Origin of the sequence: Agrobacterium sp. CCNWLW155 (assembly GCF_036888815.1) — a bacterium.
Lineage (GTDB): Bacteria > Pseudomonadota > Alphaproteobacteria > Rhizobiales > Rhizobiaceae > Agrobacterium > Agrobacterium radiobacter.
The window spans coordinates 571,206-594,457 of sequence record NZ_JBAKFW010000001.1 but is presented as its reverse complement, the minus strand read 5'-3'; the positions used below and the strand labels follow the sequence as shown (position 1 = coordinate 594,457).

The 23,252-nt window shown below is 59.5% G+C and carries 25 protein-coding genes and 1 tRNA gene; 20 read left to right on the top strand and 6 right to left on the bottom strand.

Features of this window, described 5'->3' with window-relative positions; genetic code table 11:
- Positions 1-39 precede the first annotated feature (39 nt).
- On the top strand, positions 40-624 hold the full coding sequence (locus V6S97_RS03015; RefSeq protein ID WP_003502762.1) for a single-stranded DNA-binding protein: 585 nt from the start codon (positions 40-42) through the stop codon (positions 622-624).
- 33 nt (positions 625-657) lie between these two features.
- On the top strand, positions 658-921 hold the full coding sequence (locus V6S97_RS03010) for a hypothetical protein (RefSeq protein ID WP_223564850.1): 264 nt from the start codon (positions 658-660) through the stop codon (positions 919-921).
- Positions 922-975: 54 nt separating this feature from the next.
- Here V6S97_RS03010 and V6S97_RS03005 read toward each other — a convergent pair whose 3' ends face one another.
- Positions 976-2,124 carry an HPP family protein gene (locus tag V6S97_RS03005; protein ID WP_334426063.1) on the bottom strand — a complete coding sequence of 383 codons (1,149 nt, stop codon included), beginning with the start codon at positions 2,122-2,124 and terminating at the stop codon, positions 976-978.
- Between the two features lie 126 nt (positions 2,125-2,250).
- Entirely contained in the window at positions 2,251-2,880 is a 630-nt protein-coding gene (locus V6S97_RS03000; protein WP_003502754.1) for a MarC family protein, read from the bottom strand.
- A gap of 217 nt (positions 2,881-3,097) precedes the next feature.
- Between V6S97_RS03000 and gyrA the strand changes: the two genes are divergently transcribed.
- A complete protein-coding gene (gene gyrA / locus V6S97_RS02995; protein WP_060724999.1) occupies positions 3,098-5,890 on the top strand; it encodes a DNA gyrase subunit A in 2,793 nt (930 codons plus the stop codon).
- A 95-nt stretch (positions 5,891-5,985) separates the two neighbouring features.
- Here gyrA and V6S97_RS02990 read toward each other — a convergent pair whose 3' ends face one another.
- The 3 genes from V6S97_RS02990 to V6S97_RS02980 form a co-directional block, all read right to left on the bottom strand.
- Positions 5,986-6,246, bottom strand: a complete 261-nt coding sequence (locus V6S97_RS02990; RefSeq protein ID WP_003502750.1) for a hypothetical protein — start codon at positions 6,244-6,246, stop codon at positions 5,986-5,988.
- A gap of 83 nt (positions 6,247-6,329) precedes the next feature.
- On the bottom strand, positions 6,330-7,811 hold the full coding sequence (locus tag V6S97_RS02985) for a D-alanyl-D-alanine carboxypeptidase family protein (protein ID WP_080570138.1): 1,482 nt from the start codon (positions 7,809-7,811) through the stop codon (positions 6,330-6,332).
- A 138-nt stretch (positions 7,812-7,949) separates the two neighbouring features.
- Positions 7,950-8,669, bottom strand: a complete 720-nt coding sequence (locus V6S97_RS02980) for a hypothetical protein (RefSeq protein WP_334426062.1) — start codon at positions 8,667-8,669, stop codon at positions 7,950-7,952.
- 137 nt (positions 8,670-8,806) lie between these two features.
- Between V6S97_RS02980 and V6S97_RS02975 the strand changes: the two genes are divergently transcribed.
- The 4 genes from V6S97_RS02975 to V6S97_RS02960 all read left to right on the top strand — a co-directional run bounded on the left by V6S97_RS02975 (position 8,807) and on the right by V6S97_RS02960 (position 9,985).
- Positions 8,807-9,070, top strand: a complete 264-nt coding sequence (locus tag V6S97_RS02975) for a hypothetical protein (RefSeq protein ID WP_003502742.1) — start codon at positions 8,807-8,809, stop codon at positions 9,068-9,070.
- Between the two features lie 15 nt (positions 9,071-9,085).
- Positions 9,086-9,313 carry a hypothetical protein gene (locus V6S97_RS02970; RefSeq protein WP_003502740.1) on the top strand — a complete coding sequence of 76 codons (228 nt, stop codon included), beginning with the start codon at positions 9,086-9,088 and terminating at the stop codon, positions 9,311-9,313.
- Between the two features lie 341 nt (positions 9,314-9,654).
- Positions 9,655-9,807: a hypothetical protein gene (locus V6S97_RS02965; protein WP_003502736.1), complete on the top strand. Its 153-nt coding sequence runs from the start codon at positions 9,655-9,657 to the stop codon at positions 9,805-9,807.
- 88 nt (positions 9,808-9,895) lie between these two features.
- Positions 9,896-9,985 (top strand) — tRNA-Ser (locus V6S97_RS02960).
- Positions 9,986-10,116: 131 nt separating this feature from the next.
- Here the strand turns inward: V6S97_RS02960 and V6S97_RS02955 are convergent.
- Entirely contained in the window at positions 10,117-10,455 is a 339-nt protein-coding gene (locus tag V6S97_RS02955) for a hypothetical protein (RefSeq protein ID WP_020012516.1), read from the bottom strand.
- A gap of 315 nt (positions 10,456-10,770) precedes the next feature.
- Here V6S97_RS02955 and V6S97_RS02950 point away from each other — a divergent pair, with 315 nt between their 5' ends.
- From V6S97_RS02950 to arsH, 13 genes are all read left to right on the top strand, one after another.
- A complete protein-coding gene (locus tag V6S97_RS02950; protein ID WP_099085419.1) occupies positions 10,771-11,859 on the top strand; it encodes a septal ring lytic transglycosylase RlpA family protein in 1,089 nt (362 codons plus the stop codon).
- Positions 11,860-11,934: 75 nt separating this feature from the next.
- Entirely contained in the window at positions 11,935-13,107 is a 1,173-nt protein-coding gene (locus tag V6S97_RS02945) for a D-alanyl-D-alanine carboxypeptidase family protein (RefSeq protein ID WP_087743916.1), read from the top strand.
- Positions 13,108-13,242: 135 nt separating this feature from the next.
- The gene (gene tmk, locus V6S97_RS02940) at positions 13,243-13,917 is read left to right on the top strand and encodes a dTMP kinase (protein WP_035212427.1); all 675 of its coding nucleotides are present in this window, start codon (positions 13,243-13,245) and stop codon (positions 13,915-13,917) included.
- The gene (locus tag V6S97_RS02935; RefSeq protein ID WP_003502726.1) at positions 13,910-14,935 is read left to right on the top strand and encodes a DNA polymerase III subunit delta'; all 1,026 of its coding nucleotides are present in this window, start codon (positions 13,910-13,912) and stop codon (positions 14,933-14,935) included. Before tmk ends, V6S97_RS02935 begins: the two co-directional genes overlap by 8 nt.
- 113 nt (positions 14,936-15,048) lie before the next feature.
- On the top strand, positions 15,049-16,599 hold the full coding sequence (gene metG / locus V6S97_RS02930; RefSeq protein ID WP_003502724.1) for a methionine--tRNA ligase: 1,551 nt from the start codon (positions 15,049-15,051) through the stop codon (positions 16,597-16,599).
- Between the two features lie 11 nt (positions 16,600-16,610).
- The gene (locus tag V6S97_RS02925; RefSeq protein ID WP_003502722.1) at positions 16,611-17,393 is read left to right on the top strand and encodes a TatD family hydrolase; all 783 of its coding nucleotides are present in this window, start codon (positions 16,611-16,613) and stop codon (positions 17,391-17,393) included.
- Positions 17,394-17,395: 2 nt separating this feature from the next.
- Positions 17,396-18,220 (top strand): MBL fold metallo-hydrolase, encoded by an 825-nt coding sequence (locus tag V6S97_RS02920; protein ID WP_060726205.1) that lies wholly within the window; start codon positions 17,396-17,398, stop codon positions 18,218-18,220.
- 21 nt (positions 18,221-18,241) lie between these two features.
- Positions 18,242-20,023: a chloride channel protein gene (locus V6S97_RS02915; RefSeq protein ID WP_442886006.1), complete on the top strand. Its 1,782-nt coding sequence runs from the start codon at positions 18,242-18,244 to the stop codon at positions 20,021-20,023.
- Positions 20,024-20,132: 109 nt separating this feature from the next.
- The gene (locus V6S97_RS02910; protein ID WP_035212424.1) at positions 20,133-20,495 is read left to right on the top strand and encodes an ArsR/SmtB family transcription factor; all 363 of its coding nucleotides are present in this window, start codon (positions 20,133-20,135) and stop codon (positions 20,493-20,495) included.
- Positions 20,496-20,524: 29 nt separating this feature from the next.
- Complete coding sequence (locus tag V6S97_RS02905) at positions 20,525-21,052, top strand: arsenate reductase ArsC (RefSeq protein ID WP_060725008.1); 528 nt, start codon at positions 20,525-20,527, stop codon at positions 21,050-21,052.
- Positions 21,052-22,110 carry an ACR3 family arsenite efflux transporter gene (gene arsB / locus V6S97_RS02900; protein WP_003502712.1) on the top strand — a complete coding sequence of 353 codons (1,059 nt, stop codon included), beginning with the start codon at positions 21,052-21,054 and terminating at the stop codon, positions 22,108-22,110. Before V6S97_RS02905 ends, arsB begins: the two co-directional genes overlap by 1 nt.
- Positions 22,111-22,112: 2 nt before the next feature.
- Positions 22,113-22,535: an arsenate reductase (glutaredoxin) gene (gene arsC, locus V6S97_RS02895; protein WP_003502710.1), complete on the top strand. Its 423-nt coding sequence runs from the start codon at positions 22,113-22,115 to the stop codon at positions 22,533-22,535.
- Positions 22,513-23,238 (top strand): arsenical resistance protein ArsH, encoded by a 726-nt coding sequence (arsH, locus tag V6S97_RS02890; RefSeq protein WP_162691793.1) that lies wholly within the window; start codon positions 22,513-22,515, stop codon positions 23,236-23,238. Before arsC ends, arsH begins: the two co-directional genes overlap by 23 nt.
- Positions 23,239-23,252: the final 14 nt, after the last annotated feature.

The following is a 23,252-nucleotide window of genomic DNA, read 5'->3' as shown; positions in this document are numbered from 1 at the left end:
TGCGGGCGGCGGCAGCTATTGTGTGGCAAATTTTTTGAAATGCAATTGCCGGTCATGATGGCCGGCGGACAGGATGACGAGATGGCTGGTAGCGTAAACAAGGTAATTCTGATCGGGAACGTGGGCGCTGATCCCGAAATCCGCCGGACGCAGGATGGCCGCCCCATCGCCAACCTGCGCATCGCCACCTCGGAGACCTGGCGTGACCGCAATAGCGGCGAGCGCAAGGAAAAGACCGAATGGCACACCGTCGTGGTTTTCAACGAAGGCCTGTGCAAGGTCGTCGAGCAATATGTCAAGAAGGGCGCCAAGCTCTATATCGAAGGCCAGCTGCAGACCCGCAAATGGCAGGACCAGACCGGTAACGACCGTTACTCCACCGAAATCGTGCTGCAGGGCTTCAACTCCACGCTGACCATGCTTGACGGTCGCGGCGAGGGCGGCGGTGCTGCCCGCAGCGGCGGTGGCGATTTCGGCGGCGGCAACGATTATGGCAGCGGCGGCGGCTCCAGCTATGGCGGCGGTTACGACCAGCAGTCCTCGTCGCGCGGCGGCTCTGCCCGTGGCGGCAGCCAGCCCGCCGGCGGCTTCTCCAATGACATGGACGACGACATCCCGTTCTGATCGGACGGTGGATCAAGAAACGCGTGACAGGAGGTGAGCTTGACTGACGAAACCGTGCAGCCGAAACAGCCCGCCACCTGGCGCATCATTCTTGCTTTTTTCCTCGATTTCTGGACGGCGTTTTTCGCCGCCGGATTTCTGGTCGCGACGGTCGCGGGTGGGCGAACGCCCGAAGGTTTTGCCCTCAACGGCGCGCCCGCCTTTATCGCCTTCGCGCTGATCATCGCCTATTTTGTCGTACTCGGTCGGTTCTTCGGCGGTACGCTGTGGCAGCGCCTCCTGAAGGCGAGACGCTGACTTCAGGCTTTGCCGGTTCCTCCTGAGAGGAGGATACTTCCACGTCGCGGCAAGCTATGCCGCGACTTTGTCCGCCAGCATCGCGACCATGACATCGGATTGCGACACGATGCCCACCATCTTGCCCCTGGCATCGATCACCGGCAGATAATGCAGCCCTTCCTCCGCAAAGCGGATGATGGCTTCCTCGATGGAGGTTTCCGGTCGCACGGTTTTCACCGGTGATGTCATGATGTCCTTGACCGTATCATTGGGTGCGCTTGCGCCTGAGAGGATGAGGCGCAGCCGCTGCAGGAAACCGATGGAGGGACGACCGTTTCTCCAGCTCGCCTTTTCCAGAAAGTCCGTCTGGGTGACGATGCCGACGATTTCGGCCCTGTCATTGGTGACGGGCAGCGCCTTGACATGATGGCTGTGCATCAGCGCATGGGCGTGGCGCAGGCTGTCGTCAGGAGCAACGCCGACCACGTCCCGCGACATGACGCTTTCGCAATCGAGATGCAGCGCGCGACGCCGGTAGGAACGCAACTCGGTCCTGCGCAGGATGGTTTCCAGCGCATCGCGGTCGATATCGATGAACTCGTCATATTCCTTCAGCACCTCGTCGAGATCGGTGGAGGAAAAGCCGATTTTCTGGATGGGTGTCGGATCCGTGGTGCCGTGGGCGGCCTTGCCGAGCTTCAGGCCGTGCGGATAGGCGCGACCGGTGGCATTGTTATAGGCGAGGGCCAAAGCAAGAAGGATCAGCGAATTTCCGGCGACCGGCCACAGCAGGAAACCATAGCCGAGGCTGTGCACGGCAGGGCCGCCGAGGACGGCAGTCAGTGCGACAGCACCGCTTGGCGGGTGCAGGCAGCGCAGCGCCATCATGGCGGCGATGGCGAGGCTGATGGCGAGCGCGCTGGCAAGAAACAAATCCGGAACCAACAGCGCCACGGTCACACCAACGAAAGCCGAAACGAGGTTGCCGCAGAGGATCGACCATGGCTGCGCCAGCGGGCTGGAGGGCACGGCAAACAAAAGCACGGCCGAAGCGCCCATCGGCGCGATCATGGCTGGCAGGGTGGGATCGAAACGGAGAGCGAGACTTCCCAAAAGGCCGGTCAGCAGGATGCCGACAAAGGCGCCGGTTGCGGAGCGTAGCCTTTCCCTGTTGCTGACGGGTGCGGCATCCGGGATGAGGCGGCGCAGCGTGGAACGCATGGAGATAACTTTCGAATCCGAAAAAACATGCGTCTTTTAGCCGAAGCAAAGGACGGATTTAAAGGGAGGATTTTCTGGCATTTCAGCGGTTGGCGGGAATTTATTGCGCTAGTGTCGCGAAGCGGCTCAGAACGCGAAGGCCGATTTTATGCCATCGACCACGAATTGCACGGAAAGCGCCGCAAGCAGAACGCCGAGCAGTCGGGTAAGGATCGCGCGGCCGGTATTGCCGAGAAAGCGGTCCATCCGCTCCGAAACGATGAGCGCGGCATAAACAAGGGCCATGGCGAAAGCGAGGATCAGGATGAGCACCACCATCTCGACGGTGGTCTTCATTGAGCCGGCAAGCAGCACGGTGGCGGAAATGGCGCCCGGTCCGGCGATCAGGGGCAACGCCAGCGGAAAGACCGCCAGATTGTGGAGGTGGTCCTTGGTGATGGCGATTTCGGAAGTCTTTTCCTTGCGTTCCTGGCGCTTCTCGAAAATCATCTCGAAGGAGATCCAGAACAGCAGAAGGCCGCCGGCGATGCGGAAGGCGCCGAGCGAAATGCCGAGCAGGTTGAGGATCGCAAGGCCGAAGAGCGCGAAGACGGCGAGAATGCCGAAGGCGATGATGGAACCGCGCAGCGCCACCTGGCTGCGCTGGTCGCGGTTCATGCCGGCGGTGAGCGCCAGGAAGACGGGGGCGAGACCCGGCGGATCGAGTGTGACCAGAAGTGTGGTAAGCGCGTTGATGAGCGTTTCGCTGCTGGCCATTTTTTCCCCGCTTATTGCCTTTTTGCGCGTGAGACTACGCAAGTCGCAATCGCTTTAAAAGGGAGTGGCGACGCTTTTGCTGACCTAAATGGCGAAAAGCGGTGTATGTCTTGCAAATGACGCAAAAGACTGTTCAAAACTCGCCGGGAAATTGGCTTAACGTGGCTGTTTCCGCTATAAAAATCCATCCGATTCTTAACAGAGAATGTGATCCGTTTTGACTGACCAGAGCCCCCCCGGCGGCGGAAAACTTCCGCCAGGCATTGAACCGATTTCCATCATGGAGGAAATGCAGCGGTCGTATCTCGATTACGCCATGAGCGTTATCGTTTCCCGCGCGCTTCCCGATGTGCGAGACGGCCTGAAGCCGGTTCATCGCCGTATTCTTTACGGCATGTCCGAACTCGGCATCGACTGGAACAAGAAATACGTCAAATGCGCCCGCGTTACCGGTGACGTGATGGGTAAATTCCATCCGCACGGCAATTCGGCGATTTATGACGCGCTGGCGCGTATGGCGCAGGACTGGTCGCTCCGCCTGCCACTGATCGACGGGCAGGGTAACTTCGGCTCCATCGACGGGGATCCGCCGGCGGCCGAACGTTATACCGAATGCCGTCTGGAAAAGGCCGCCCATTCGCTGCTCGACGATCTCGACAAGGAAACGGTCGATTTCCGCGACAACTATGACGGCACCTTGCAGGAACCGGTCGTCATTCCGGCCAAGTTCCCGAACCTCCTGGTCAACGGGGCAGGCGGCATCGCCGTCGGCATGGCCACCAATATTCCGCCGCACAATCTGTCCGAAGTCATCGACGGCTGTATCGCGCTGATCGAAAATCCGGCGATCGAACTGCCCGAACTGATGCAGATCATTCCCGGCCCGGATTTCCCGACCGGTGCTCTGATCATGGGCCGCTCCGGCATCCGCTCAGCTTACGAGACGGGCCGCGGTTCGGTCATCATGCGCGGCCGCGCGACCATCGAACCGATGCGTGGCGACCGCGAGCAGATCATCATCACCGAGGTTCCCTATCAGGTGAACAAGTCGTCGATGATCGAGAAGATGGCCGAACTGGTCAAGGAAAAGCGCATCGAGGGCATTTCCGACCTGCGCGACGAATCCGACCGCCAGGGTTATCGCGTCGTCATCGAGCTGAAGCGCGACGCCAATGCCGATGTCATCCTGAACCAGCTTTATCGCTACACACCGCTGCAGACCTCCTTCGGCTGCAACATGGTGGCGCTGAACGGCGGCAAGCCGGAACAGATGACGCTGCTCGACATGCTGCGCGCTTTCGTCTCCTTCCGCGAGGATGTCGTCAGCCGCCGCACGAAGTACCTGCTGCGCAAGGCGCGCGAGCGTGCGCATGTGTTGGTCGGTCTGGCGATTTCCGTCGCCAATATCGATGAGGTCATCCGCGTCATCCGTCACGCTCCCGATCCGGCTTCGGCCCGCGAGGAGTTGATGACCCGGCGCTGGCCGGCGCAGGAAGTGGAAAGCCTGATCCGTCTGATCGACGATCCGCGTCACCGCATCAATGAAGACGGCACCTACAATCTCTCCGAAGAGCAGGCGCGCGCCATTCTCGAATTGCGCCTTGCCCGCCTCACCGCACTTGGTCGCGATGAAATCGGCGACGAGCTGAACAAGATCGGCGCGGAAATCAGCGAATATCTTGAGATCCTGTCGTCACGCCTGCGCATCATGCAGATCGTCACGGAAGAGCTCATCGCGATCCGCAACGAGTTCGGCACGCCGCGCCGTTCCGAGATCGTCGAGGGCGGCCCCGACATGGACGATGAGGACCTCATCGCCCGCGAAGACATGGTCGTCACCGTTTCGCATCTCGGCTACATCAAGCGTGTGCCGCTGACCACCTACCGGGCGCAGCGTCGCGGCGGCAAGGGCCGTTCTGGCATGGCGACGCGCGACGAGGATTTCGTCAATCGCCTCTTTGTTGCCAATACCCATACGCCGGTACTGTTCTTCTCCTCGCGTGGCATCGTCTACAAGGAAAAGGTCTGGCGTCTGCCGATCGGCACGCCGCAGTCCAAGGGCAAGGCCCTTATCAACATGTTGCCGCTGGAGCCCGGAGAGCGCATCACCACCATCATGCCGTTGCCCGAGGATGAGACCACCTGGGAAACGCTTGACGTGATGTTCTCGACGACACGCGGCACGGTTCGCCGCAACAAGCTCGGCGATTTCGTGCAGGTCAACCGCAATGGCAAGATCGCCATGAAGCTGGACGAGGAGGGCGATGAAATCCTCTCCGTCGAAACCTGTACGGACCGCGATGACGTGCTGCTGACGACCGCGCTCGGCCAGTGCATCCGCTTCCCCGTGGACGATGTGCGCGTCTTTGCCGGCCGCAACTCCGTCGGCGTGCGCGGCATCAACATGGCCGAAGGCGACCGCATCATCTCCATGACCATTGTCGGGCATGTGGAAGCGGAGCCGTGGGAGCGTGCAGCCTATCTGAAGCGCTCGGCTGCTGAGCGGCGTGCCGCAGGCGTCGATGAGGACGATATCGCACTCGTTGGCGAGGAAGTGACGGAAGAGGGTGAACTGAGCGAAGAGCGTTATCAGGAACTGAAGGCACGTGAAGAATTCGTGCTGACGGTTTCCGTGAAGGGCTTCGGCAAGCGCTCCTCCTCTTACGACTTCCGCACCTCGGGCCGCGGCGGCAAGGGTATCCGCGCCACTGACACCTCGAAGACCAACGAGATCGGCGAACTGGTTGCGGCCTTCCCCGTGGACGAAGGCGACCAGATCATGCTGGTGTCCGATGGCGGGCAGCTCATCCGCGTGCCGGTCAACGGCATCCGCATCGCCAGCCGCGCCACCAAGGGTGTGACGATCTTCTCTACCGCGAAGGATGAGAAGGTGGTTTCCGTGGAGCGCATCAACGAGCCGGAAGGCGACGACGAAGCAGAGAACGGTAATGGCGAAGATGCCGCCGACGATCTGCCGGATACGCCGGAGGCACCGGAGAACGAGGCGTAAGCCGCCTCGTCATCTTCGGGTACCAATCAAGAAAAACCCCGCGGTGCTCAGGCTCCGCGGGGTTTTTCTTTTGTCGTATCAGCTACGTTTGATTTTCAGCGAATCCGAATATGGACCGGAGCGCGACCCGAACGGCTCGCGACATGAAGGTGGATGTTTGCTTCCGGCTGATTGGAGCGCCAGGCGCGGGCGCCATGCGACAGAAGCAGCGCCACGAGATCGCGTGTTTTTGCCTTGGAACGGTTGAGACCGAGATCGGCGATACGCATTGCCGCCTCGTGAATGGGATGCAGAACCGACAGGCTGCCATGCCCATTGCCAGACGCAATGTCCGAATAATTCTCGTTGACTGCCATCTTGGAAAGCCTCGCTACTCATTACACAATTCGAGGAGACAGGCGATGTTTCGACAATGAAGCACCGCCTGCGGAAACATCAGTTACTGGAGTGACGCCCAGCAGCTGACGCCTTTCTTTTTCAGTACATTACATGCATTCACCGCAGCGTTCTGGCCATCAAAGCCGCCGAAACGGGCGCGGTAGATCTGGGAGCCGTCCTTGCTGAAGGCGACCGTGAAGGGTTTTGCGGAGCGCAATGCCGCGCCGCCTTTTTCCTGCGCGTTCTGCAACAGGCCGCGGGCGGAATTTTCGTCCGGTGATGCGCCGATCTGGATTACCCAGCCGCCTTGCGGAGCCTCGGATCGAGCCGAAACAGAAGGGGCGGAGGCGACAGACGCCGTGGTAATATTGTCCACCTTGGTTGAGTTGGTGATCAACTTGCGGTCCGGTGCAGCGGGTGCCTGAGCAATCGGATCCTTGCCCTTCTGCCAGGTGGCGGCTTCCATGGCCTTGACGGCTGCATTGGAAGAGGAGCCCGCAAAGGCGGTGACCGGCGCTTCCTCGTAACGGGTTTGCGGAACGGGACCTGCATGCGGAAGACCGGAATCGGTCGCTGCGACGGCCACGGAAGGCACAGCTGCAGCCACGGCAACGGGTTCTTCGACCGGAGCAGAACGCGTCTGCGCGATCAGGTTGCTGTTGCCGCCGCGCGATGCCTGCGGCAGGTAAGTAGCAACAAGCTTGCGCATGGTCGCGTCACGGGCAGCACTCGAACGGCCGCCGAGAACGACAGCGACGATCGAGCGACCGTCGATCTGCGCCGACGTGGCAAGGTTGCTGCCGGCTGCGCGGGTGTAGCCCGTCTTGATGCCATCCACGCCCTTCACGGTTCCGACGAGGCGGTTATGGTTGCCGATAACCTGCTTGCCGAAGTTGAAGGTGCGGGTGGAGAAATAGCCGTAATATTGCGGAAAATGCTGGCGAAGGGCGACGCCGAGGCGGGCCTGGTCGCGTGCCGTCGTCATCTGCGCCGTGTTGGGCAGGCCGTTGGCGTTGCGATAGGTCGTGCGGGTCATGCCGAGTGCACGGGCTTTGGCGGTCATCATTCTGGCAAAGCGGTCTTCCGAGCCGCCGATATATTCGCCGAGCGCGGTTGCCATGTCATTTGCAGAACGGGTGACGAGCGCAAGGATAGCCTGTTCCACGGTGATGCTGCCGCCGGCGCGCACGCCGAGCTTGGATGGCGGCTCCTTGGCGGCATTGGCGGAAACCGGCACCTTGGAATCAAGCGAGATGCGTCCGGTATTGAGTGCTTCGAACGTCAGGTAAAGCGTCATCATCTTCGTCAGCGAGGCTGGATAACGCAGGCCGTCAGGATCCTCACCATAGAGGACCTTGCCGGTCTTGGCGTCGATGACGATACCCGCATATTTCGGGTCGGCCTTTGCGGTCTGAACGGATGTTGCGGTTATGAACGCCGCAGCAAGGGTTAACGCAATAAACCTCACGAAAGACGTTGCACCCGCTTTGCGCGAATGTGCTCCAGATAGACTTTTCAACACTGCTGAACTCTTCAATCGCATATTTATGTTCCGCTCGGACACGCCCCGCCCGATGCTCCGAGACGAAACTTTATCGGGATGGCGTTACCAAGTGGTTTATGAAAGGTATCTGCCTTCCATAAAATGCGACTTTTCGCACACAATCTGTGCCGTGCCGTGTCACGGATTTCCGTCTTTTACGAGGCGTCGCTCGATATAGTTTTTCACATCCGCATCCAGCTTTTGCCATTGTGGCAACAGGGCGGAGGAGAAACGGTAGAACAGGCTGAGATCCTGTCCGGTGTGAATATCCCTCTGGCAATCGCTGCCAGTGGCCTCCTGCGGCGGTTGCGGCAGGAGGCAGCGCACCACATAGGCGTTGCCGCCCTCACGCTCGCCCGTCAATATGACTTCCTTGCCGTAGCCGGAATCGGCGCGCAGACGGTGCAGCACGAGGCCGTGCTTCAGCGGCACCGTCTCTCCCTCTGTCAGGCGTGAATAGATCGGCGCGAAGCGACCGGACATATCCTCCGACATGGTGCTTTGCGAAAGCTGGATGAAAATCAACCCCGCAGCCTGCGTCGGATCATCGAAAACAGAGCGATTCGCATCCTCATAGCCCCTGAGGTCCGGCCAGCTTAGATAAAGATCGACGCGTTCGCGTTCTCCGCTGAGGCTCTCGGAAGGCGCTCGTAGGGTGTTTTTCGCAAGCTTCAGCCGGTCGTTGCCGATGACGATCTCCACGTCCTCGGTGGCCGTCGTATGGCCCGCCTGGAGAATCCGCTCGCCGTACCATTTGATGCCGACATTGAGCGCGCCGAGAAAGATGAGAAGAATTCCGGCGATGAGGGCGGTCCGGAGCATGACTGACGATGAAAGCAGGGGTTTCTGGTCTTTCATGGACTTCCATATTCGGTTGGCCGCCGGATGATTTTCCGGGACGGGAAATAGCCGTGCAAAGCTTTAACCTGAGGCGATCGGCATTGAAATGATGTTTTGCCGCTGCTACCTGATAACCACCAAGCAAAGGACGACATATGGCAGCGCGCGACAGATATTCCCGGAAGCTCGAATGTTCCAAATGTGGTCATCAGGGTTTTGCCGAAGCGTCGGAATCGGATGACAAGAGCCGCCGGGACGTCGATTTTCGCATCGATGAAATGCCTAGGGGATTTCGCGCTGAGCGCGTCTCGGGCGATCCGACGGATTTCATGATCCGCTGCGCCCAGTGCGGCAATATATTCCGTTTCCTGCAGAAAACCGCCTATGCGCCGGGAGGCGAGCCGCGCGTGAAGGCCTGAACGGGAGGTGCCCGCATGACTTTACCGCAACAACCTGATGGAGCGCCGCAAAGGCGCAAACCGATCTGGCCGTGGATTCTGCTTCTGGTGCTCACACTCTGCGCCATCTATTCCTATAATCGCGCCAATGAAATCATCGCGGAATTGTCAGACACCTTGCCGCCCGCTCTGCTGAACCTGTTCGAGGATATTCTTCGCGGCGACGGCCGGCATGGCAATGGCGGGCCGGGTATCGGCGTCTGAAGCGAGGACGTCTGGCGCGTAGCCGGCCCCTCGGGCGTGCTTCAGCTTCTGTGATCGCAAATAAAAAAAAGCCCCGCAAATAGGCGGGGCAGGTTGATCGCTCGGGGAAAGTTGGGCAATGCCCGGGAGCGATGGCTTGATATAAGTGACAAGAGTGCTGACGCGATAGGCCACTTCCGACCCAAACAGTACGCCCGCGCATAAATTTTGTTCAATCAGCAGATTTTTAAAAGATGAGCTCGGTAAATCTGTAAGACAACTTGACAGACTTTCCCTTTATTCTTTGCATTGCCTCGAATTGCACATATTCGCCTTTAACATAACGTGACATGAGCAGACGCATGGATAAATCCGGAATTTTCTTCGTGGCGCTTTTGCTAGTGCTGATCGCAATTGTTTTGAGCCTGACGCTATTCGATTCGGCCCAGCAGGTGCCGTCGATACCTTCAGGCGACGGATCCCTGCTGCCGCCGGCAACGACCCCGGGGCAATGATCTGCCAACCATAAAGAGAAGGACGGCGCCGCTCGCCCGGGCGGGATTGACGGCCTTTTTCAAACCGCTATAAAGCCTCACCACCGATGGATGGGTGTCCGAGTGGTTTAAGGAACCGGTCTTGAAAACCGGCGTGCGTGAGAGCGTACCGTGGGTTCGAATCCCACCCCATCTGCCATTCAGTCCGAAAATGATTCTAAAAGAGCAGCGACGAAGGATGCTTCGATCGCGTTGCTTTGCTTTGGAATGGCTGGAGATCGGCGTGAATGGGAAACCCGCCTTTCGGCGGGTTCCGAGCGGCTAATTTGATCAGATTTCCGGACAACCCCGTTCATTCGCGAAGGTGATGCGATCCGGTCCCCGGCGCGTGAAGCCTTCAACGACGACACGACCCGGCGTGACGCGTACGACCTCGGGATCGCGTAAACCTGCCTCACGGGCAGCGGCACGGGCTTCGCGTTCGCTGCAACCGCGCATGCGGGGCGGGCCACGGCGGTCCACATCCCGGTCACGATCTCGGATGACGGGGCGAACGCCGTCAGGGCCGATTCTGAGCTCCATGTCCTGTGCACCTGCAGGGATTGGTGCGGCGAAGGATACGAGGGCGATGCCAATCGCCAGACCTGTGGTTTTCATAAACTTGATCATGTTTCCTCCCTCAGCCGAAACCGGCGGAAGCTCGTTGTTTGCGGGGAGAAAACGCGGTCGTCGTCCATTTGTTCCTTGAGCATGCGGTCGGGAAGGGAGGCCGAGGTGGGTAGATTGGGCCCGACAGATCGGCTTAAAAGATAGAAATCATTAACCACGTTCGTTACAATTTTATCGAATTTGCAGAAGTCGTTCGCATTTTCGCCACGTTATGCACAAGATTAAGCGACTGTTAGGTGCTTCGATGGCAGGGGCAATTATCGAGGCAAGTGAGGGTGCGGTTCTCCGAGCCAATAGCAGCGTGGGGCAGACGATTTGAATTCTTCGGTCAAGAAACTCGGCATCAACGCCAGGTCGGGCGTGAAGTGGCTCGCAATTTCCGTGCTTTGCGCTGCGACTGCATCGTGTTCCACGACGTCCGAGACCAAGCCTAAACCCAAGCGCAGCAAGGAATACTTTTCCGAATCCGAATATGGCGTCAAAGCCAGCCCGCGTGTGGCCGATGGCAAAAGCATTCCCAAGGGCGGCGGGCGCGAGCTGGTCGGCAATGCCTATACCGTCAAGGGCCGCCGTTATTTCCCGAAGGAAGAGCCGGGTTACAACAAGACCGGTCTTGCTTCCTGGTACGGTTCCGCCTTTCATGGTCGCCTGACCGCCAATGGCGAAGTCTACGACAAAGAACATCTTTCTGCCGCACATCCGACATTTCCCCTGCCGAGCTACGCGCGCATCACCAACATGGAGAATGGCGCTTCGGTTCTGGTGCGCGTCAACGATCGCGGACCGTTCCATGAAGGCCGCCTGATCGACGTTTCCAGCAAGACGGCCGATCTTCTGGACATGAAGGCCACCGGAACGGCGAATGTGCGGGTGCAATATGCCGGCCGCGCACCGCTTGACGGTCACGACATGCCCTATCTGATGGCATCTTACATTCCGAAGGGTTCGCGTTCGCCGGGTGTAGCACCGGAAGGGCAGATCGCAACGGGCGTGATGGTGGCTTCGGCCTCTCCGAATTTCGTTCCCGCGCCCACCTCCAACCCGAATTATGGCGGCTCTACCCAGACGGCGCTCGTCGGTTCCAAGAAGAATGCGGCGCTTCAGGCCATGCCGCTGGTCAATGGCCCGGCGCCGGTTTTCGAACAATTCGCGATCCTGCCGGAAATCGGCCCTATCCTGGCCGAGCGTCCGGAAGGCAATTTCATGCGTGAGCCGGCTGCCCCCGGCGGCAATTATCTGCGCGTGCCGACGCCGTCTTCCAAATTTGCCGCGGCCTATTCCGAAGAATCTGCTACGGTTTCCAGGACCGCGAGCGCCTTTGACAGCGTGCTCGTCGATCGTGGCGCGCTCAATGAGCAATCGATACTCGCCCATGTGAAGCGTCAGCAGGCGAAGTCGCGCTGACGGATTGAAGGATACGGCCGGCCTCTCGCCTTTATCGCGGGCAGCCGGTTGCGGCAGGCAGGACTGGGCGGTTTCATGCGCAAGGCCATTCATCGCTCCTATTGTTCGGTCGTCACGGCGGCTGCGCTTGCGTTTTTCAGTGCAGGCCCGGCGCAATCACAGACAGCCCCCTTCATCGCCAAGGCCGAACAGGCCTATATGATCGATGCCGAAACGGGAACGGTGCTTCTTTCGCAGAATGAGAATCAGCCTTTTCCACCTGCATCGCTCGCCAAGCTGATGACGGTGGAGGTGGTGCTGGATGCGCTGTCCAAGGGGCAGGTGACGCCTGAGACCGCTTATCCAGTCTCGGAATATGCCTGGCGCACGGGCGGTGCGCCGTCGCGCACCTCGACCATGTTCGCGGCGCTGAAATCCTCCGTCAGCATCAATGATCTCTTGACCGGCATCATCGTCCAGAACGCCAATGATGGCTGCATTGTCATCGCCGAAGGCATGACGGGCTCGGATGCCGCCTTTGCCAAGCGCATGACGGCGCGGGCGGGCGAACTTGGCATGAGCCGCAGCACCTTTACCAATTCCACGGGGCTTCCCGATCCCGGCAACCAGACGACGGCCAGGGACATGGTGCGCCTTGCCCAGCATCTGCATGACACCTATCCCGACCGTTACGGGCTTTTCACCAAGCCGGATTTCGAATGGAACCGGATTTTCCAGCGCAATAAAAACACGCTGTTGATGCCGGGCAGCGGTATCGATGGTCTCGGGCTTGGTTTTGCCGAAGGCAGCGGTTTTGCCGCCGTCGTCTCGGCCGAGAGGGAAGGCCGCCGGGTCTATCTGGCGCTTTCAGGCATCGTGGACGACAAGACGCGGCAGGAAGAAGCCCGCCGGGTGGTGGACTGGGGCCTGACGGCCTTTGAGAAACGCCATCTTTTCAGCAAGGACGAGGCTGTCGGGTCGGTCAGCGTCTATGGCGGCGATGTCGCGCATATCGATCTTTCGCCGAAGGAAGATGTCAGCGTGCTGGTGCCGGTCAATAATCCGGAGCGTATTTCCGGACGAATCGTCTATCGCTGGCCGCTGAATGCACCTTTGGACGTTGGCGCAAATGCCGGAACGCTCAGGATTTTTTCGGGTGAGCGCCTGTTGCGGGAGGTTCCGCTTTATACGAAGGCGGCGGTCGGCAAGGGATCGCTTACCCAGAATGCAACGGGTGCGCTGAAGGAACTGCTGCTGTTCTGGCTCTGAAAGCCTGCTCCACGCACCGCCTTGTTCCTATGCTTTTGTTCAGGCACCGGTTTTTCTGAAAAGCGCTTCACACATTTCGGTTCGATGCTGTAAACAGGCATTTCGAATTCCAGAAAACCCGTGCAGGACGTGACATTGGCCGAAAAGACCGGATTGTTCATCAGCTTCGAAGGCGGCGAAGGCGCCGGCAAGTCGACGCAGATTCGCACCCTTGCCGAGGCGCTTCGCGGCCGTGGTTTCGAGGTGATTGTGACGCGTGAGCCGGGTGGCTCGCCGGGCGCGGAGGCTGTCCGGCACGTGATCCTGTCGGGTGCGGCCGAGTCCTTCGGCGTGCGCATGGAAGCGATCCTGTTTGCGGCTGCCCGCAACGACCATGTCGAAGAGGTCATTCGCCCGGCGCTCGCGCGCGGCGAGATCGTGCTCTGCGACCGGTTTCTCGATTCTTCTCGCGTTTATCAGGGCACGACCGGCAATCTGGAGCCGGAATTCATCGAAACCCTGCAACGCATCGCAATTGACGGCGTCGTGCCGGAACTTACACTGATTTTCGATATCGCCGCCGAAAAGGGACTCGCCCGCGCCAGAAAGCGTGCGGATGAGGGTGCTGCGCCTGATCGGTTCGAGAAAGAGGAAATCGAAACCCACGAGAAGCGGCGGGAAGCCTATCTGGATATTGCGCTCGCCGAATCGCGTCGCTGCCGGATCGTCAATGCCGACCAACCGGAAGGAAAGGTGGCGGAGGATGTCCTGTCCTTCGTCGAGCCTTTGCTTGAACAGCTGGGAACAGCAGCGGGCGCGGCGCATGAGTGAGGTTCAGGGCGTTCTCGACGGCGCGATTGCGCCACAGCAGAACACGAAGCTTTTTGGCCATGAAGAGGCGGAAGCGTTTCTCACGCAATCCTATCGCTCCGGCAAGGGCCATCATGCCATTCTGATCGAGGGGCCGGAGGGGATCGGCAAGGCGACATTGGCCTTCCGTTTCGCCAATCATGTGCTCAGTCATCCCGATCCATCGCTAGCGCCGGATTTTCTCGCTGATCCTGATCCGCAATCGCTGGTCAGCCGGCAGATCACCGCCGGGGCCTCGCATAATCTCCTGCATCTCACCCGTCCGGTGGACGAAAAGACCGGCCGCGTGAAATCAGCCATCACCGTGGACGAGGTGCGGCGGGCAGGGCACTTTTTTTCGCAGACCTCGGGCACCGGCAACTGGCGCATCGTCATCATCGATCCCGCCGACGATCTCAACCGCAATGCCGCGAATGCGATCCTTAAAATACTGGAGGAGCCGCCAAAGCGGGCGATGTTCCTCGTCCTGTCGCACGCGCCGGGAAAATTGCTGCCGACCATCCGCTCGCGCTGCATGCCGCTCCGGCTCCTGCCGCTTTCCGACGCGGCCATGGTGCAATCGCTCGATCATCTCGGCATCAGCCCATCGGGTGAAAAACGCGACGCCCTGCTTGCCGCCTCCAAGGGCAGCGTCGCGCAGTCGCTCAAGCTGCTGAATTACGGCGGCTCGGACATCGTCGAGGCCTTTGCCGAGGTCATGGGAGCCGAAGGGCCGGGCGCGCGCAAGCAGATGCACAAGCTTGCGGAGATTCTCGCGCAGAAGGACGGAGACATCGTCCTCGGCTTCTTCATGGAGCATGTGACGGAAGAGCTGATGGAGCGCGCAAGGGCGGCGGCGATGGAGGGCGATATCGCGGCGGCGGAAAGACATGCGCGGCTTTCCTCGGCGCTTTCGGAACGCATCACCGTGGCGCAGGCCTATAATCTCGACAAGAAGCAGATGGTGCTTTCCATTCTGGAAGATATCCGTTCGGTTTAGGTGCCGGGATCAGGAATCATACCCGAAATGGGGAAGTTGTTGTTTCGCTGCTGCGCACAATGGTTTAAGAGCGGTCTATCCAAAAAAACAGCCTGTAAAGTCGATAGACCGTCATGACAGACAAGACACCATTCTACATCACCACCGCGATCTCCTATCCTAACGGCAAGCCGCATATCGGCCATGCCTATGAGTTGATTGCGACGGACGCCATGGCACGCTTTCAGCGCCTGGATGGAATGGATGTTTTCTTCCTGACCGGCACCGATGAACACGGCCAGAAGATGCAGCAGACAGCGCGGGCGGAAGGTATTTCGCCGGAAGAGCTGGCGCAGCGCAATTCCGATCAGTTCCGCGAGATGGGCAAGCTGCTCAACGCCTCGAACGATGATTTCATCCGTACCACGGAAGAGCGTCACCACGAGACCTCGCGCAATATCTGGAACCTGATGGCCGATAGCGGCGATATCTACAAGGACAGCTATGCCGGCTGGTATTCCGTGCGCGACGAGGCCTATTACGGCGAGGACGAGACGGAAGTGCGCGCGGACGGCGTTCGTTACGGGCCGCAGGGCACGCCGGTCGAGTGGGTGGAAGAGGAAAGCTACTTCTTCAAGCTCTCCGAATATCAGGACAAGCTGCTGAAGCTTTACGAGGAAAACCCTGAATTCATCGGTCCGTCGGAACGACGCAACGAAATCATCTCCTTCGTGAAATCCGGCCTCAAGGATCTGTCGATTTCCCGCACCACCTTCGACTGGGGCATCAAGGTTCCGAACGACCCGAAGCACGTCATGTATGTCTGGGTCGATGCGCTGACCAACTACATCACCGCCACCGGTTACATCGAGGACAAGAACGGTCCGCGCGCCAAATATTGGCCTGCCGACGTGCATATCATCGGCAAGGACATCATCCGCTTCCACGCGGTTTACTGGCCGGCTTTCCTGATGAGCGCCAAGCTGCCGTTGCCCAAGCGGGTCTATGCGCATGGCTTCCTGCTCAACAAGGGCGAGAAGATGTCGAAGTCGCTTGGCAATGTCGTCGATCCGGCCAATCTGGTGAACCATTTCGGTCTCGATCAGGTCCGTTATTTCTTCCTGCGCGAAGTCTCCTTCGGCCAGGACGGCAGCTATAGCGAAGAGGGTATCGCCACCCGCATCAATGCCGATCTCGCCAATGGCATAGGCAATCTCGCCAGCCGTTCGCTGTCGATGATCGTCAAGAATTGCGACGGCCAGATACCGACAACCGGTGAGTTCACCGATGAAGACAAAGCGATGCTCGCCTCCGCCGACGGGTTGCTGGCGCTCTGCCGTGAGGAGATGGGCAAGCAGCTCATCCACCGCGCGCTTGCGGCCATTATCGCCGTCGTCTCGGAAACCGACCGTTATTTCGCGTCGCAGGAGCCTTGGGCGCTTAAGAAGACCGATCCCGAGCGCATGGGAACCGTGCTTTACGTGACGGCGGAAGTGGTGCGCCAGATCGGCATTCTCTTGCAGCCCTTCATGCCGGAATCCTGCGAAAAGCTGCTTGATCTCGTTGCGGCTCCCGCCGACAAGCGTGATTTCGCTGCATTGGGCGAAGCCGGCCGTCTGGTTCCGGGCACGCCGCTCGAAGCGCCGAAGCCGGTTTTCCCGCGTTACGTCGCGCCGGAAGCGTGAAGGCGACAACCATGCTGATCGATACCCATTGCCATCTGGATTTTCCCGATTTCGAGGCTGAGCGCGACGATATCATCGCCCGCGCCCATGCTTCGGGTGTCAGCCAGATGGTGACGATCTCGACCCGGGTGCGCCGGCTGCCCGAACTTTTGAAGATCACGGAAAAATATCCGTCGGTCTTCTGCTCGGTCGGCACGCATCCCAACAGCGCGGCCGAGGAACTGGATATCTCTGCTGATGATCTGGTGCGGCTGGCGGAGAGCCACGACAAGATCGTGGCGATCGGCGAGGCGGGTCTGGATTACTTCTACGACACGCAGAAGCCGGAAGACCAGAAGACCGGCCTCCTTCGCCATATCGAGGCGGCAAGGAGAACGAAGCTGCCGCTCGTCATTCATAGCCGTAGTGCCGATGACGACATGGCCTCTATTTTGCGCGCCGAGAGCGACAAGGGAGCATTCCCCTTCATTCTGCACTGCTTCTCCGCTGGTCCTGAGCTGGCGAAAGCCGGTGTCGAACTTGGCGGTTATGTTTCCTTCTCCGGCATTCTGACTTTCCCGAAATCGCAGGATATCCGCGATATCGCCGCCACCGTGCCGCTGGACCGTCTGCTGGTGGAGACGGACGCGCCTTATCTTGCGCCGAAGCGCTGGCGCGGCAAACGCAACGAACCTTCATACGTGGTCAACACCGCGGAGGTTCTGGCCGAGGTACATGGCGTTTCCTATGAGCGCATGGCCGAAATCACCACCGAAAACGCCTTCCGCTGCTTTTCGAAGATGACAAGGGTGTAGGCGTGGCAATCTACCGTCGCCGCTTCACGGTTCTCGGATGCGCGTCGTCGCCCGGCGTGCCGCGCATCAACGGCGACTGGGGTGCCTGCGACCCTGACAACCCCAGGAACAGGCGCACGCGCACCGCCTTCATGGTGGAGCAGATCGGCCCGGATGGCGGCAGGACAACTGTCGTCATCGATACCGGCCCGGATTTTCGTGAGCAGATGATCGCGGCGAAGGTGGAGGCGGTCGATGCGGTGCTTTACACCCACGCCCATGCCGACCATCTGCACGGCATCGACGATCTGCGCATCTATTTCGCCATTCAGCAAAACCGCATTCCGATCTATGCCGATCCCGTCACCATGGCGCGCATATGGGACGGTTTCGCCTATTGCCTGGAGACGCCGCCGGGCAGCAGCTATCCGCCCATCGTCGAACCCCGGATCATCGCGGATATCGACGCGCCTGTTATCATCGACGGGGCAGGCGGGCCGATACCTTTTGGCGTGCATATGCAGCAGCATGGCGATGTGCATTCGCTGGGATTCCGCATTGGTGACGTTGCCTATTGTACCGATGTCAGCGATTTTCCGGCCGAGAGCCTACCGAAGCTTGCGGGTCTCGATGTCCTCGTCATCGACGCGCTGCAGCACCGTTACCACCCAAGCCATCTTTCGCTGGAGCAGGCGCTCGGCTGGATCGAGAAATTCGCACCCAGACGGGCGATCTTGACCCACATGCATATTCCGCTCGATTATGACACGGTGATGCGTGAAACGCCTGATAATGTTGAACCGGCTTATGATCAGATGCGTTTCGAGATCGAGATCGAAGCAGCCTGACGCCGCCTGAAAAGGAACAGCATGTCGACCAAGCCTTTCCGTGCACCCAGTATGGCGAGCTTCTTCGACAATCTGCGCGCCAGCCGGTTGCGGGCCATGTTCCGCCGCGGCGAACTGGGGCTGGTGATCCTCGCCGTTTTCATCGGCATCGCCGCGGGTCTCCTGGTGGCGCTGATCGGCGCTCTTAGCACGGCGCTGCATGTGCTGGTCTTCGGCGTCGAGCGGCTGAGTAGCAGCGATCTTTCCGGGCGGATCGTCCTCGCCGGTCCTATCATCGGCGGCATAGTACTTGGCCTGATCATCTTCATTCTATCGAAGACCCGCAAGAAACCCATGGTCGACCCCATCGAGGCAAATGCGTTGCATGGCGGTCGCCTGTCGCTGACGGACAGCATCATTGTCTGCGTGCAGAATATCGTCTCCAACGGTTTCGGCGCCTCCGTCGGGCTCGAGGCCGGTTACACCCAGATCGCCAGCGGCGTTGCCTCGAAGATCGGCATCAAGCTGAAACTGAGGCGAGGGGACATGCGCATCCTCGTCGGCTGCGGCGCCGCAGGGGCGATTGCAGCAGCGTTCAATGCGCCTCTGACCGGGGCGTTCTACGCCATTGAACTCATCATCGGCACTTATACCGTCGTAACGCTTGCGCCGCTCATCGTTTCGGCGCTGGTGGCGACGACCGTTATCGGTGTTATCGGCGGTCATGGCCTCTCCATCGATATTGTCGATGCCAGCCGCGTGACGCCGGCGGATTATGTGCCTGCCATCTTTCTCGGCGTCGTGTGCGCGGCCATCGGCATTATGCTGATGCAGGCGGTGTCCTTCATCGAGGAGACGGCCCGCAAAAGCGCCATTCCCGGCTGGCTACGCCCTGCAATTGGCGGCGTGGCGGTGGGTGGGCTTGCGCTGATTTCACCGCAGGTGCTGTCGAGCGGCCACGGCGCGCTGCATCTCAATATCGACGCAGAACTGACGATATACGGGCTGGCCGGGCTGTTCCTGCTGAAGGCGGCGGCCAGCGCCATTTCCATCGGTTCGAATTTCCGCGGCGGCCTGTTTTTCGCCTCGCTGTTCATGGGATCGCTGCTCGGCAAGATTTTCGCGCTTTGCGCCCCCTATATCGGTTATGGTTCGACGGCACCCATCGTTTATGCCGTGATCGGCATGAGCGCCTTTGCCGCCGCCATCATCGGTGGCCCGCTGACCATGACGTTTCTGGCGCTGGAACTGACCGGTGACTTCCAGATCACGGCTCTGGTGCTTGCCGCCGTCATCACCACCTCGCTCGTGGTACGCACCACATTCGGTTACTCCTTCGCCACCTGGCGTTTTCACCTGCGTGGCGAGAGCATTCGCAGCGCCCACGATATCGGCTGGATCCGCGACCTGACGGTCGGCAAGATGATGCGCGCCGATATCCGCAAGGCCAATGTCAGCATGGGGCTTCCGGCCTTCAGGGAGAAGTTCCCGCTCGGTTCGACGCAACGGGTAATCATGACCCATGATGACGGGCGTTATGCCGGCGTCGTCCTTGTCCCGGAAATCTATGCCGACCCGATGGATCGCGACCCCAGCAAGATCAGCCTCGAAACCTATCTGCACTACAAGAACGACGTGCTGCTGCCGACCATGAATGCCCGTCAGGCGGCGGCGGCCTTCGATGCGGCGGAGAGCGAGGCGCTGGTGGTCGTCAATGACAAGATCGAAAATCGGCCGGTGGGCCTGCTCACGGAAAGCCATACATTGAGACGTTATAGCGAAGAGCTGGATCTTAGGCGTCGGGAGGCATCCGGTGAATTATAATATACATTAGGAAATTTATTTAAATTATTAATAATATTAATTTTTGGATTCATTTCTGCTGTCTCGTTTGTTTTCTTGACAATCCTTTTGTATCCGTTATTCTGGATATATGGATAATTTAACCGCAATAACAGCGCTTGGCGCTTTGGCTCAATCCACCCGTCTGGAGACATTCCGGATACTCGTGCGGCACGAGCCGGACGGCGTTCCCGCCGGTGAACTTGCGCGCCTTATCGATGTTCCCCAGAACACGATGTCGGCGCATCTCGCCACGCTTTCGCGGGCGGGTCTGGTCAAGAGCGAGCGGCAAAGCCGGTCTATCATCTATCGCGCCGATCTAGACGGGTTGCGCCTGTTGACCCTGTTTCTGCTGAAGGATTGCTGCGGTGGTTCGACCGAACTTTGTGCACCGCTGATTGCCGAACTGACACCCTGCTGCAGCCCGGAGGCGACACCATCGCCGGGCCTGTAAGACCACCGATCTAACCACGGACCGAAACCATGACCGACAAGATTTATAACGTGCTCTTTCTGTGCACGGGCAATTCCGCTCGTTCCATTCTTGCCGAATCCATTCTCGCCAGGGAAGGTGAGGGGAGGTTCAACGCCTATTCGGCCGGCAGCCAGCCGAAGGGGGAGGTGAACCCTCACGCCCTGAAGGAACTGGCGGTGCTGGGTTATCCTGCTGCTGGTTTCACCTCGAAAAGCTGGGATGTTTTTGCCGGGCCTGATGCGCCCCAGATGGATTTCATCTTCACGGTCTGCGACAGCGCCGCAGGTGAAGCCTGTCCCGTCTGGATCGGCCATCCGATGACAGCCCATTGGGGTATAGAGGACCCCGCCGCCGCAGTCGGCTCTGAGGCCGAGGTTCAGCGCGCCTTTGCGCAGGCTGCCCGTTTCCTCAAGAACAGGATCGCGGCTTTCGTCAGCCTGCCCCTGCAATCGATCGATCGAATGGCGTTGGAAACCAGGCTCCGGCAGATCGGCGCTTTGGATGGAACTACCAATCGTGAAGGAAAATCGGCCTGATGTCCGTCTTCGAACGTTATCTGACCGTCTGGGTGTTCCTGTGCATCGTTGTCGGTGTCGCGCTCGGCCATTGGATGCCCGGCGTCTTTCAGCTCATCGCTGCTGCCGAGATCGCCAGGGTGAATATCCCGGTTGCGGTCCTGATCTGGCTGATGATCATCCCGATGCTGCTCAGAATCGATTTCCGCTCTCTCTCGCAGGTCGGCACATTCTGGCGCGGTATTGGCGTGACGTTGTTCATCAACTGGGCCGTCAAGCCGTTCTCGATGGCGCTGCTCGGCTGGTTTTTCATCGGCTGGCTATTCCGTCCTTATCTTCCGGCTGGTGAGATCGACTCCTATATTGCCGGGTTGATCATCCTTGCCGCTGCTCCATGCACCGCCATGGTCTTCGTCTGGAGCAACCTGACACGGGGTGAACCGCTGTTTACATTGTCGCAGGTCGCGCTCAACGATGCGATCATGGTCGTGGCCTTTGCTCCCATTGTCGGGCTGCTGCTAGGCCTTTCGGCCATCACCGTGCCCTGGGATACGCTCGTTCTCTCTGTCGCGCTCTATATTGTCGTTCCCGTCATCCTCGCGCAGCTGATCAGGCGGTGGCTCATGACTGACGGAACGTCACGAACACTGGATCGCGTTCTTGCAAGGCTGCAGCCGATTTCGCTGGTGGCGCTGCTTACGACGCTGGTTCTTCTCTTCGCCTTCCAGGGCGAGCAAATCATCGCCCAGCCAGCCGTCATCGGTCTGCTTGCCATCCCGATCCTCATCCAGGTCTATCTGAATTCGGGGCTTGCCTACCTCCTGAACCGGATGACGGGTGAGCGCCATTGCGTCGCCGGGCCTTCGGCCCTCATCGGCGCCAGCAATTTCTTCGAGCTGGCCGTCGCGGCCGCCATCAGCCTGTTCGGCTTTCAATCAGGCGCGGCACTCGCAACCGTTGTCGGTGTTCTCATCGAAGTCCCGGTCATGCTTTCGGTCGTCTGGATCGTGAACCGCTCGAAGGATTGGTATGAGGCTGCCCCCGCCGTTTCCCGAACGATAATGACTGAAAGGCAATGAGTATGGATGCCACGATTTTTCACAATCCGTCCTGCGGAACGTCTCGCAACACGCTGGCGCTGATCCGCGCGGCAGGGATCGAGCCGACCGTGATTGAATATCTGCGGGAGCCGCCGACGCGCGAACGGCTCGCAAAAATGATAGCGGATGCGGGCCTGACGGTGCGCGAAGCCATGCGCGAGAAGGGGACACCCTATACCGAACTCGGTCTCGACAATCCTGATCTGACCGACGATCAGCTGCTTGATGCGATGATAGAAACACCGATCCTCATCAATCGCCCTTTCGTGGTGACACCACTCGGCACCAGGCTCGCCCGTCCATCGGAAGTCGTGCTGGATATTCTGCCCAAGACTTTCAACGGACCGTTCTTCAAGGAGGATGGTGAGCAGGTCCTCGACAATGAAGGAAAGCGCATTGCCTGAGACATTTCCCGCGTTGCAGGCGCAACACCTGCACAACATTGACCCGGATGCACTGCATCCGGCGTTTTCGACCCACAAGCCGCGCATCCTGATCCTTTACGGCTCGCTGCGCGAGGTTTCGTATAGCCGTCTGCTTGCATTCGAAGCCGGGCGGCTGCTCGAACGGCTCGGTTGCGAGGTTCGGATATTCGATCCGAAAGGCCTGCCTTTGCCGGACGAAGCGCCTGTCAGCCACCCGAAGGTGAAGGAGTTGCGTGAACTCTCCCAATGGTCGGAGGGACAGGTCTGGGTAAGTCCTGAACGCCACGGCGCGATGACCGGCATCATGAAGTCGCAGATCGACTGGATTCCTCTCGCGGTCGGATCGGTCCGGCCAACACAGGGCAAGACGCTCGCCGTCATGGAGGTTTCCGGCGGAAGCCAGTCCTTCAACGCGGTGAACCAGATGCGAATTCTCGGCAGATGGATGCGGATGATCACCATCCCAAACCAGTCCTCGGTGGCAAGGGCCTATCAGGAATTCGATGCTGAAGGCCGGATGAAGCCATCATCCTATTATGACCGGGTCGTGGATGTCTGCGAGGAACTGGTGAAATTCACGCTACTGACACGTGACGCTTCCAGCTATCTGACAGATCGCTACAGTGAACGCAAAGAGCAGGCAGAGGAGCTTGAAAAACGAGTCTCGCTAAAATCGATCTGATCGGTTGGCGCTGG